The 13,127-nt window shown below is 47.2% G+C and carries 8 protein-coding genes; 6 read left to right on the top strand and 2 right to left on the bottom strand.

Translation table 11 applies throughout. The features are described from left to right. Positions 1–41 precede the first annotated feature (41 nt). From F7D73_RS05630 to F7D73_RS05650, 5 genes are all read left to right on the top strand, one after another. Positions 42–1,505, top strand: a complete 1,464-nt coding sequence (locus F7D73_RS05630) for an oligosaccharide flippase family protein (RefSeq protein WP_153122917.1) — start codon at positions 42–44, stop codon at positions 1,503–1,505. A gap of 382 nt (positions 1,506–1,887) precedes the next feature. After that, the gene (locus tag F7D73_RS05635; protein WP_153122919.1) at positions 1,888–2,427 is read left to right on the top strand and encodes a hypothetical protein; all 540 of its coding nucleotides are present in this window, start codon (positions 1,888–1,890) and stop codon (positions 2,425–2,427) included. Positions 2,428–2,474: 47 nt separating this feature from the next. After that, positions 2,475–2,636: a hypothetical protein gene (locus F7D73_RS05640; RefSeq protein WP_006849254.1), complete on the top strand. Its 162-nt coding sequence runs from the start codon at positions 2,475–2,477 to the stop codon at positions 2,634–2,636. 18 nt (positions 2,637–2,654) lie between these two features. Further along, positions 2,655–3,863, top strand: coding sequence for a Fic family protein (locus tag F7D73_RS05645; protein WP_153122921.1), 1,209 nt, complete (start codon positions 2,655–2,657; stop codon positions 3,861–3,863). 33 nt (positions 3,864–3,896) lie between these two features. Continuing rightward, positions 3,897–6,038, top strand: a complete 2,142-nt coding sequence (locus F7D73_RS05650; protein ID WP_153122923.1) for a S46 family peptidase — start codon at positions 3,897–3,899, stop codon at positions 6,036–6,038. A 216-nt stretch (positions 6,039–6,254) separates the two neighbouring features. On the opposite strand, the gene F7D73_RS05655 is transcribed toward F7D73_RS05650, so the two are convergent. Next, complete coding sequence (locus F7D73_RS05655) at positions 6,255–8,981, bottom strand: beta-glycosidase (protein WP_153122925.1); 2,727 nt, start codon at positions 8,979–8,981, stop codon at positions 6,255–6,257. A gap of 207 nt (positions 8,982–9,188) precedes the next feature. Further along, positions 9,189–11,147, bottom strand: a complete 1,959-nt coding sequence (locus F7D73_RS05660) for a DEAD/DEAH box helicase (protein WP_153122927.1) — start codon at positions 11,145–11,147, stop codon at positions 9,189–9,191. A gap of 329 nt (positions 11,148–11,476) precedes the next feature. On the opposite strand from F7D73_RS05660, the gene F7D73_RS05665 reads away from it, so the two are divergent. Beyond that, positions 11,477–13,060 carry a DUF3843 family protein gene (locus F7D73_RS05665; RefSeq protein WP_153122929.1) on the top strand — a complete coding sequence of 528 codons (1,584 nt, stop codon included), beginning with the start codon at positions 11,477–11,479 and terminating at the stop codon, positions 13,058–13,060. Positions 13,061–13,127 lie beyond the last annotated feature (67 nt).

Raw genomic sequence — 13,127 nt, forward strand, 5'->3', positions numbered from 1 at the left:
ATTTAACATTTAACACTTAACATTCAACATTAAGAAAGATAATGGCAAGTTTAAAATCACTCGCAAAGGATACCGCCATCTATGGTTTGAGCAGTATCATCGGCAGATTCCTCAACTATCTGCTTGTACCACTCTATACGGCTAAGATCAGCGCCGCCAGTGGTGGTTATGGTGTCATCACCAACATGTACGCCTATACGGCGTTACTCCTCGTTATCCTGACCTACGGAATGGAGACCACCTTCTTCCGTTTTGTCAACAAGGAGGGAGAAAACTCAGAAAAGGTTTATCACACGGTATTGAGCATGGTGGGATTCACTTCCCTACTCTTCATTGCCCTGGTATTCCTCTTCATCACGCCATTGAGCGATGCGATGGGCTACGCCGACCATCCGGCTTATGTATGGACCATGTTCGTAACCGTGGCTATTGATGCCTTCCAGTGCATCCCGTTCGCTTACCTCAGATACAAGAAGCGCCCGCTGAAGTTTGCTGCCTTCAAGTTGCTCTTCATCGGTCTGAACATTGCGCTCAACCTGGTTTACTACGTCATCATGGATGGTCACGATGTGGGTTATGCTTTCTACATTAACCTGGTTTGCACCGCATCCATCACCTTCTGTTTCTACAAGGAACTGAAGGAAGGATTCATGGGCGAGAAATGTTCCTGGAGCGAATGTAAGGTGCTCGTCAGGAAGATGATGGGCTACAGTTGGCCAATCCTCGTGCTCGGTATTGCCGGTATTCTGAACCAGACAGCCGACAAGATTCTCTTCCCTTACATCTATGAGAAGGGCGATGCGCATGCGCAGCTCGGAATCTACGGAGCAGCCAGCAAGATTGCGATGATTATGGCGATGATTACCCAGGCTTTCCGCTATGCTTATGAGCCGTTCGTATTCGGCAAGGCAAAGGATAAGGACAACCGACAGACTTACGCTTCGGCGATGAAATATTTCGTCATCTTCACCCTGCTCGCCTTCCTGGTGGTAGTAGGTTATCTGGATATATTGCGCCACATCATCGGTCGCGACTACTGGGATGGTTTGAAGGTAGTGCCTATCGTAATGGCTGCCGAAATCATGATGGGAGTATATTTCAACCTCAGTTTCTGGTACAAGCTCATCGACAAGACCATCTGGGGTGCTTACTTCTCGGGCATCGGTTGTGCGGTATTGATTGCCATCAACGTTATCTTCGTACCTATCTATGGTTACATTGCCTGTGCCTGGGCTGGTTTCGCTGGATATGGAACGGCGATGCTTCTCTCCTACTTCGTGGGTCAGAAGAAGTATCCTATCAACTATCCGGTGAAAGAGATTATGATTTATGTGGTTCTTGCCCTCATCCTCTTCGCAGGAATGACCGAGGCTAACAGATACTTCTCCAGTAGAATCGCCTGCCTCATCAACACGGTGCTCATCCTCATCTTCGCCGCCTATCTCGTGAAGAAGGATTTCCCATTAAAGAGTCTGCCAGTGGTGGGAAAGTACTTTAGAAAGTAAGAGATTCCAATCATTGATTGACTATATTCCAAGAAGTCCGTGGACAATCTGCAAGTCCGCGGACTTCTCGTTTAATCAGGTCCAAGAAATTAAATATTAAGTGCAAGGAGACCGTTTTTAAAGGATTTCCACTAGGCTCAGCAGAGCTGCTGAGCCTAGTCAGCAAGTCTGTTCACTGCAGTCAGCAGACCTGCCGAGCCTAGTGACAACACCCTTTAATCGTACAACTATAAACCTTTTAGTTGTACGACTATAACCCTTTTAGTTGTACAACTATACCCCCATTGGTCGTACAACAATACACCTTTTAGTTGTACAACTAGAGACCCATTGATTGTACAACTGGACTTTTCATTTTATACATCAAAAACTGAAAAAGAGCATGAGAAAGATACTACAGGACAAGATCAATATGAACGATATCAACAAGATATGCATCATGACACAAGGTAAGGAGAACGACCACCGGAAGGAAGAGCTTTACCAACTCACCTTCGATGAAAACGACCGCGTATCGTTCAATGCACTTTGGGCTTTAACCCATTTCGATGAAGCCAACAACCCGTGGCTCTTTCAGAAGCACAATGAACTGATAGACCGGGTTCTCGCAGAGAAGAATGAGACCAAGCGCCGCCTGATGCTCCATCTTCTTCTCCGTCAGCCTTTCGAGGAAGAATCACTCCGCTCCGATTTCATCGATTTCTGCATCGCCAAGATTACCGCCTGTTCCCAGCCCTACGCCATCCGCTGCTACTGCATGAAGCTCGCCTACGAGCAGATGAAGTACTATCCCGAACTCCTCAAAGAGTTAAGAATGGCTCTGGATATGCTGGAGCAAGAGGTTCTTTCCCCAGGATTATTATCAGCAAAAAAGCAAATTATGAAGAAAATCAAGCGAAGCCTTGGAAAATTCGGGAAATAGTCGTAACTTTGCAAACGTAATATTCTAACAATATAATACATAAATGGATGGAGATACAACTGAACGATTATCACAAGAAAGTCAATGCCCAAAAGATGGCTTCCATGGCTTATTGGCGAGAGCATCCGCTTTCGCTGGAAGAGTGCTTAGCTCAATTCAAGCGCTTGCGGGAACAACGGCTTGCAAGGGAGTCTAAATTGCAAAGTTAAATATCAAGCATTACATCTATGAATAAAGATAATATCAACGAGTTCGCATCCTTCGATGAGTATCTTCGACAAGGAGAGCCTTCGCAGAAGGAAAGTGCCGAGAACTGGAAGACGGCTATCGGATTGCAGGCTGTAGATGGGCTGCAACCGTCGGCGTATCTCATAGATGTGGCTAAGCGAAATATCGAAGGGGAAATCTCTCTGGATGAAACCAGAAAACTGATTGACTCTTACTATCAGAGCAAGACGGTCCGTACACCTAAGGATGAAGACGAGGAAGAGGCAGATAAGGTTTCTGCCAACATCGCAAAGATTCTCGCCAGCAAAACCTTTGCCTTCAATACCAACGGATATGTTTCCCTGCACCGAAGAATTTTCGAGGGAGTATTCAAGCACGCAGGAGAAATCCGCCAATACGATATTTCCAAGAAAGAATGGGTGCTCGAAGGAGATTCCGTAAACTACCTGAATTGGGAAGACTTGCGAAGAGCCTTGGATTGGGATATTGAGCAGGAGAAGAACTTCTCATATAAAGGTCTGACGGATGATGAGAAGATTGAGCATATTGCCAAATTTGTATCTGGTATCTGGCAAATCCACGCTTTCAGAGAGGGCAACACCCGAACCACGGCGATTTTCACCATCCAATATCTCCGTTCGTTAGGATATGAAGTGAACTACGAAATGTTCGCCAAGCATTCCTGGTATTTCCGCAATGCCCTAGTTCGTGCCAACTATCGCAACATTCAGAAAGGCATTGATTACTCTCCTATCTACCTGGTTCGTTTCTTCAGAAACTTACTCCTAAAAGATGGTTGGGTTCTCAAGAACAGATATTTGCATATCCGGCCGACTGATGATTGGAAAGAGCAGCCGAACTTAAATTCTCAAACAGGAAGTGGACAGAAAAACAACTTCATAAATAAAGACGGAGAAGAAAATGTCCCAAGTTCGTCCCAAGCTTGTCCCAAGTTCGTCCCAAGTTCGTCCCAAGTAGAAGAACTCATTATACGTATAAATAAAGATTATCTATCCATCGGTGATATAATGAACCTGTTTGGATTAAAGAACAGGACAAGATTCAGAAAGGAGTACATTACCCCTGCCCTAGCCGAAGGAGCCTTGGAGATGAAATACCCAAACACCCCAAGACATCCACGCCAGCAATATCGGATGACAGAGCTGGCAAAGACTTGGAAAGAAGGGTATGAGAAAAAGAATAAATAACATCATAATAAAAATAGAAAACAAAAACAAGTAATGAAGAAAAAAGCAACGGTCCTTATCGCCTCTATCATGGCGTTCTGCGGAATCAATACCGCTCACGCTGACGAGGGAATGTGGACGATTTACAACTTGCCTAACGCTGTATATGAGATGATGCAGCGCGAAGGCTTCAGTATGACTTACGACCAGCTCTACAACGGCGAGAACGCCTTGAAGAATGCTGTGGTTAACTTCTCTGGCTATTGCTCAGGCGTAGTCGTTTCTCCAGACGGTTTGGTATTTACCAACCACCATTGCGGTTTCGAGGCTATCAGAAGCCACTCTACCGTGGAGCACGACTATATGCTCAACGGTTTCTTTGCTAAATCTTACGCAGAGGAATTGCCTAACGAGAATATGTTCGTCAGCTTTATGGTTGAACAGAAAGATGTAACCGATAAGGTGATGAGCCTCGGATACGAGAAACTCGACAACAAGAAGCGCGATGAACTCATCGATTCTCTGGAGAATGAGATGACCAAAGAGGTGAAGAAGAACGATTCTACCCTCCATATCACCGTTCAGCCTTTCTACGAGGGCAACAAGTGGTACGCTACTACTTACCGCGATTTCACCGACCTACGTTTGGTTTTCACCGTACCAAAGTCAATGGGTAAGTTTGGTGGCGATACCGACAACTGGATGTGGCCTCGCCAGACCTGCGACTTCTCTGTATTCCGCATCTATGCCGACCCTAAGACCAATGGTCCTGCTGCCTACAGCAAGGACAATGTGCCTTATCATCCAAAGCGTTGGGCACAGGTTTCTCTCCAGGGTTATAAGGATGGCGACTATGCGATGACCATGGGTTACCCAGGCAGCACAGAACGCTATCTTTCAAGCTACGGAATCCAGACCATGCGCGATGCTGAGAATGCGCCTCGTGCCCAGGTTCGTGGCGTAAAGCAGGAGGTGATGCAGAAGCACATGCGTGCCGACGAGGCTGTCCGCATCAAGTACGACAGCAAGTACGCCAGCTCTTCCAACTACTGGAAGAATGCCCTCGGTATGAACAAGTGTATCGACTCTATCGGCATCGTGAATCTGAAGCGTGAGTACGAAACCCGTCTCCGTGCTTGGCAGGATACAGCCAAGGCTGCCAACGACCTCGCCCACAAAGTAGATTTCGATAAACTCGCCAAGCTTTACAAGGAGAGCGCAGACGTGAAGTATGCCTGGACCAACTTCTCTGAATCTTTCACAAGAAGAAGCAACATCGAGTTCTCTACCCGTGCCATCAAGCTCCAGACCAACATGGAGGTGAAGGGTCCTGAGAAGAACAAGAAGAAGCAGTATCATGAGTTTGAAGATAACTCTGCAGAATGGGATATGGCGCTCGATAAGGAGGTGCTCGCTACCCTTCTGAAGAACTACAAGGAGCACGTAGATGCAAAATGGTTGCCTAAGTTCTACAAGACCATCGACGCTGAGTTTGGCGGCGACTACGCCAAGTATGTGGATTATCTCTGGGAGAAGTCGCTCATCATGAAGAAGGGTGCCAAGCTCTATTTCAACAAGAAGGGATATGAGAAGGATCCAGGCGTAAGCTTCGGTATGGATCTGAACGATGTATATGGTGATTTCGCTGCTCAGATGGGCAGCATCAACGATAGCATCGCCGAGCAGGAGAAGTATCTCTGTGCTGCCAAGCTCCGTATGGAGGAGGACATGCCTCACTACAGCGACGCCAACTTCACCATGCGATTGAGCTATGGTCAGGTAGGCGGTTTCGACCTCGGTGGCAAGCCATCAGGCTATTATACCACAGCCGAGAGTATCGTTGAGAAGATGAAGCAGGGCGATAAGGTCATCGATTACTACGCTGAGCCTATCATGCACGAGCTTCTCTCTGAGAAGGATTTCGGCAAGTATCAGGATAAGACGACTGGCAAGATGCAGCTCTGCTTCCTCACCAACAACGATATTACCGGTGGTAATTCTGGTAGCCCTATGTTCAACGGCAAGGGTGAGTTGATTGGTCTTGCCTTCGATGGCAACTGGGACAGCCTCAGCTCTGACATCAACTTCGACAAGCGTCTGGCTCGCTGCATCGGTGTGGACATCCGCTATGTGCTCTACCTGATGGATAAGTGGGGACATGCAGACCGCCTCTTGAAGGAAATCAATGCGAAGTAAATCCTATCTCTGAATCAATAGAGATGATAGAATGGTTTATCCTGGGATAAAGATTAGTCTCAGGATGATATAAAAAGAGCGGAAAATCAGCTGTTAACTGTTAACCTGTTAACTCCTGGCTTTCCGCTCTTGTTTTATTTAGTCTTTCTATTCTTGTTATCTTGCTGATTTTTCAGTTTATTTTATCTTACAGATTCGCAACCTACAGAATTCCAATTAATACTGCGAGATATTATTCAGCTCCTTCAATGAAACCTGACGAGGCTTCTCGACAAGTTTCTTCTTCAATTCATCCACCGTTATTTCTGCAGATGGATTGAAAGAAGCAGAGCGCATATAGTTCAGTACACTCTGATAGAAAGCCTTGCCTTCCGGATATTTGGCTGCCTTCTCCAAATCGCTCATGCAGACGAGGAGCTTTCCGGCTCCCACCTTCCATTCCATCACCAAGCCAAGTTTATGGTTCCGCTCAATATTATCTATCACCTGAACTATCGGGCGATAATCCTTGGCGAAGTTGTCAAGCACCAGCGGATGCGATTCCTTGATAACTGGGAACCATTGCCAGTTGCTGTGCATTTCGGTAGGGAATCCCTTGAATATCGGATGTTCCGGATTCGTCAGAATGCCCAGGGTTCCTGGAGAAACCTTCTTCTTGTTGTTCTCGCAGATGGTCTTGAACATGCGATAGTTCCAGTAATCGGTCTGGAAGAGTCCGCCAACAGTATAAGGAGTAGCATTACCTGCCTGCGAAAGCGTATCATCGGCAGCCACGAAATGGCTGGAAGCCGTAGGCATCCAAAGCACCTTTCCGCCCTTTTCCAAGACTTTCACCACTTCCTCATTCAAATCCTTGGCTATGATAACGCCCTTCTTTTCCAAATCCTTCTTCGGATAAATCCAAAATTCGTAGGAGTTTCTCGCCTCTGTTCCTTCAATGTTTAATGTAAGAAGCAGCTTGGTTGGTTTCTGTACGTGGAAAACACCATTCAGTTCACCCACATCCACCAAACCTTCATCGTATGAAAAGATGTTCAATACTCCCTCATCCTCAGCCATCAAGTCGCTCACATTCTTTCTCACTTCACCATCCTTGGTGCTGAAAGTTCCATCATCCATACAAAACAATCCGTTCTCGGCAGCCAGATGCCATTTCAGTTTCTTGCCCTTCAGCGAAGAACCGCCATAATTGGCTACCTTTACCTTAGCCTGAATCTTCTCGCCATCCTCGAAACAGAACTTCTTCATTTCCAGCAGAGGAACCACAAGCGAGCACCACTGGCGCCATTCCTCGGGCGTAGTGATTCCCTTACTCTCCATAAACGCATCCAGGATGCCTACGAAAGCACTTCCCTGACCGGGATAATCCTGAATATCGAGCAGTTGGAAGCCCGCCATATTCCGGGTTCTCAAATCCATCTCTATATCGGCTTTATAGAGTTTCACGCTCCATAAGCCCGAAGCCTTGTGGAAATCATCTGCCTGCGAGAGCATTCCGGCTGCAGCCAGCCTGCGGCGGAACACTTCAAAGTTATAAGGATGAAGCACTCCGGTGTATTTCTTTATTTCCCGATAATCAGGATAGGTCTGAAACTGGCCTGTTTCGTGAGAGATGATAGGGATTCCTGCCTTATCGCAAGCCTCATCAAAGTTCATCGTAGAATTAGGATGGAAATGATTGATCATTCCTCCATCGTAGGCGTCGGCAAACGAGAAGGAACCACGGGTATGAGTATTGTATTTACCCCATCCCTCGCCTCCGATGCGGCAAGTGGTGAAGTAATCCATTCCTTCTTTTATTCCCTGATAACCGAGATAGTAATTGCTTCCGAAGGTATAGTATTTATCGGGCGCAATCTTGCGGAAATCATCCACAAACTCCTTCATCTTGTCGATGTCGCCCCAGAGTTCATTCCCCAGCGCCATCATTCTGAAAGATGGATGATGACCGTATTCTCTGAGGATGTTCTCGCCTTCCTGATGCAGGAACGCCATCAGCCTTTCATCCTTCTTGTCAAAAGAACCCCAGAAAGGAAGTTCCGGCTGGAGATAGATTCCCAGGTTGTCCGCTGCCACGAAAGCCGCCTCCGGTGGGCACCAGGAATGAAAGCGCACATGGTTGATTCCATATTCCTTGCAGGTTCCGAAATACTTCATCCAGCCTTCCACGCTCATCTCCACATATCCCGTCAGCGGCCAGACAGCCGCATCGTGCTTGCCACGAAGGAATATCCTATGACCATTGGCGTAAAAGTGAGCGCCCTTGATATGAAAATCCTTGACGAAATCAGGCTTCTGAAGGGCGGTAGGAGAAGCTACTGAACGGCAAGGGATTGCTCCTGCTAGTACTTCTGCCGATTTGCTATCAGCAGAACCGACAAGCAGGAGTTCAATCCTTCCGATAATTCCATTCCAATTGGTCTGCGTATCTTCCGTATAAGCATGGCTGGAGCCGTAAACCTGATCAGGCACACCTCTTCCATTATCCACCACGATTTCCAGGAGATGCTTGCCCGGCTTCACCTTCTTTGGCAGAAGATAGCGCTGGGGAGTAGAGATGAAGTTGCAGGAATCCACCAGTTCTCCATCCACATACACCCATGTTGGTCGGGTACGCTCCAGGAAGAGTTCTACCGGCTTCTTCTTCCAGTCCTTCGGGATATTGATGGTTCTGGAATATCTTGCAGCTCCTTTATAGGCATAGAGTCTCGTAAGATGCGTTGTCTCCATCGTATCTTTCGGAGCGAATCCCAGACGGTTCGTATCGATGGTACCGGGAAGAATGGCACGCTTCACCTCACCCTGCGAGACACGCTTACTCTTGGCAAAAGCACTACCGCTCTTTCCCAACTCCACATTCCATTCACCAGCGAGCGAAATGCTCTGTGCTTGCAAGCCCAGACTTACCAGTCCCAGACAAGCGATAAGAATAGTTTTCTTCATTAACTTATTACAGAATATCTTTTAGGGTTAAAATTGCGTATAAAGATACAATAAATTTGATGTTTACGGCTGCAAATATACAAAAATTGCGGTAAAAACACCGCAATTTACCAAAGAAATTGCTGTATTTTTACCGCAAAATATGGATATTGCATCAAAACATCCCTTTGATGCAGACTTTCATCTTATTATAAATCGCTGCCTAAATTACTTCTTCTTAGGTCTGCGACGAGCCCAACCTTCTTCCTCGAAGTTTGGCTCCTCACCCTTGAACTTCACGTTGTCGTTGTTCTGGAAGAACTGGCGCCAATCGCCTGTATCCTCCTGAGGGCGAGATTTTCTGCCGCCACGAGATTCACCACGGCTTCCACGTCCTCCCTTTCCACGAGAATCACGAGAATCTCTTGCATCATCAGAAGAACCTCTGCGGCTGCGTCCGCCTCTTTCTGAAGAACGACCACCTCTGCCCTCAGAACTGCGTCCTCCGCGGGCTGCTCTGCCATGACCTTCCTCATCAGCATCGTTACATCTCACGGTTCTGCCCTTGTACTCAGTACCGTTCAAAGCCTTCATCACGCGCTTCGCATCCTCCTCAGGCACCTCGATGTAGGCAAACTTACTCAGCAGGTCGATGTGACCAACCTCCTGGCGACCCTTCACGTGCTTGTTCAGATACTGCATGATTTCGCCCGGATAGAAACCATCCGCCTTACCCAGGTTGATGAACAGTCTCTTGAAACCAGCCTCAGTCTCATGCTTTCTGCGGCCATTGGAAACCTTGCCACGGCCTTCGCCACGACTTCCACGACCTTCGCCGCCACGGGATCCCTTGCCTGTTTCTGGCTTGATAATCTCAGGAGCGTTCTTATAGTAATCGAGGAACTTACCGAAGGTGATGGTTACCATCTTCTTGATGATGTCCTCCTTGTCGATGTACTCAAACTGGCGGTTGATTTCAGCCATGTATGGTTCAATCTGATCCTCGTCCACATCGGTCTTCATGATGTCGTCCATGGTCTTGAAGAGCTGCTTCTTGCAGATTTCCTCTGGGGTTGGCAAAACGCCGTCCACGAACTCCTTGCCAATCTGCTTCTCAATCTGGCGAACCTTGAACTTCTCTCTGGTATGGATGATAGAGATGGATGTTCCCTTCTTTCCGGCACGACCCGTACGGCCGCTTCGGTGGGTGTAGCTTGCCACATCATCAGGCAAACCATAGTTGATAACGTGAGTCAGATCATCTACATCCAGACCACGGGCAGCCACATCGGTAGCCACCAGGAACTGAACGGTATGATTGCGGAACTTTTGCATGGTGAGGTCACGCTGCTGCTGACTCAAGTCGCCGTGCAGCGCCTCAGCATTATAACCATCCTTAATCAGCTTATCTGCAATATCCTGAGTCTCCAGCTTGGTGCGGCAGAAGATAATCGCAAAGATGCGTGGATAGAAATCCACCACACGCTTCAGGGCGAGATACTTGTCCTTGGCATTTACCAGATAGTAGATGTGATTTACATGCTCAGCACCCTCGTTGCGCGAACCCACTACGATTTCCTTGTGGTCGTGCAGATAGTTGAGGGCAATCTTCTCGATGTCCTTGCTCATGGTAGCCGAGAAGAGCAGGGTGTTTCTATCTTCCGGAACGTTCTCGAAGATGGCATTGATGCTCTCTGAGAAGCCCATGTTCAGCATCTCGTCAGCCTCATCAAGCACCACGTTGTTCACGTTTTCCAACTGAGCCACGCCACGATTAATCAAATCGAGCAGACGGCCAGGGGTAGCTACGATAATCTGCACACCATGCTTCAGGGTGCGAATCTGGCTTCCGATGTCGGTACCGCCATAAACAGCGGCAATATGCAAACCGTCGATGTACTTGGCAAAGCTGTTCAAATCGTCTGCTATCTGGAGGCAGAGCTCACGTGTAGGACTGAGGATGATAGCCTGTGTCTGCTTGCTGCTGGCATCAGTCTTCTGGATAACCGGAATACCGTAAGATGCAGTCTTACCCGTACCGGTCTGCGCCAACGCAATCACGTCGTTCTTATTACCAAGCAAATATGGGATTACTTCTTCCTGAACTGGCATTGGATTCTCAAATCCAAGCTCTTCGATGGCACGGCGAATTTCCTCGCTCACGCCTAATTCTTCAAATGTCTTCAAATCTTTTTAACCTTAATTCATTATAATCAAAATGGAAGGCCGAATTCACCCTCCCAGCCATGAATTAGGGTGCAAAATCCTTCCGAAACGCTTGCGGCAATCGTACGTATTTATTAAGATTGCCTAAATTCGGGTGCAAAGATACGAAAAAAATGTGACTTTCTTGCATTTTTTGCGCAGAAATCATTATCTTTGCATTATCTTTACAGATAATTCGGACGACATTTCATGCCGAACGACTAACAAATATATATAATAACCCGAGAAATAACGACATCGCATCACAACGAATATCGATTATAACCTCGAATAACAAAGAATCGAAAGATATGAAAAAGGTAATTTTCACCCAAGAATGGATGACAATGCATCCATACGAGAAACCAAATGAAGTAGATCTGTACTATACAGAACTGGCTAACGAAATATACCATGCCCTCGATGAGGCGTGCTTCACCCACCAGTTTAAGAACGTGGAAGAAGCCAAGCAGCTTGCACTCAGCATCGCCGGCTACTTTGAGGACGTCATCTCAGGTACCTGCATCTGGAAGACCTTTACAGCAGAATGCAAGAAGCGCTATGGCACTTACATTCCTTTCTACGAGAACGAGAAGGAATTTATCCAGAATACGCTGAACGATGATGAGTCTCCATACGATCCTGACGAAATCAACTATGCAGACATCAAGTTCCTGTGCTGGCACCATTACCAGCAGAGCAGTTATGTGCAGGAACCTGTACCATTCCTGTTCAGCACCCTGGAGCTGGCAGCCAAGATGGCTTATAATGTGCTCGACAAGGAATACGAGACAGCGCCGGAGAACGAGCGTCTCTACGATTTCCTTTGCGAATTGCCAACCGATGAAGACAAGTTCTATGAATATCGCGATGCACTCGCCTGGTTCCATTATGGCTGCTTCTTCAACGTGGGAAACCGCTTCCGCCTTCAGATGGAGCTGGAGCGCCTCGCCCACTCTCCACAGGGCTTCAATGATGTCATCGCCTACTCTATCCAGATAGAGCATACGATGAACAGCCGCAACAACCTCCTCGCCCTCACCTCTGCCGAATGGCTTGCCAAGGTGAGCGAACATCATCCTGCCCACAAGCTCTGGACAGAAATCGACTACAAGGGCACCCGTGCCTTCAAGATGATCAAGGAGGATGAGAACTTCTTCTATCTGAAGGATTTGTATGATGCTTCTGAGGAGGATGCTTCTGATAAGGATTCTGAGGAAGAGAAGTTATATAGAGTTCGAAAGGATTCTACCAATATCGAAGATGCCAGCGAATTCCTCAGTGGCGAGCAACTGATGGTTACCAATCTCTTCTACTTCGGTGGCGACTGGTGGCAGACGGGTGCTTTGCTGAACCCAAACTACGAGGAGAACAAGGAGCAGATTGAGGCAGAGAAGGCTCAGGTGAACCACGAGCAGCCTATCAACGATTACAACCTGCTCAAGGCAAAGGGCTACGGTGATAAGTTCATCTTCTTGGAGGATGTCAAGACCTTGAAGAGTTTCCTAAAGGAAGTTGGTTTCGAATTACCAGCCAACATCAAGTTCCCTCCAAAGTACGAGAAGGGAATCATCGTTTGCGGAAGTCCATATACCGGAATCAACATCTGCTTCGGCATGGCTCACTGCATTGCTTCTCCTGAGAATCCATATTACAACGCTGAGCATGCAGAGCTCGACAGCTTCAATATCATCTCTGGCTTGGGCCGTCCATTCCCTTACGAGATTGTCTGCAAGCTGATTGAGAACAACATGTTGCCTGATGCCAACCTCTTCACCAGCAAATATGTAAGAGAAATCGGTTTGAAAGTCACCCAGGCTTACATCCAGTTCCTTGCCGATTACTATCTGATGGGCAGAAAGGACAAAGATCTGTCGCCTGCTGAATTGTGGTAATTTCATTTAGAATCACTAGTGTCCCGTTAAAACGAGACGATTATTAAATAAGTTATTAATACTCAAA

Origin of the sequence: Segatella copri (genome assembly GCF_009494395.1) — a bacterium.
GTDB lineage: Bacteria > Bacteroidota > Bacteroidia > Bacteroidales > Bacteroidaceae > Prevotella.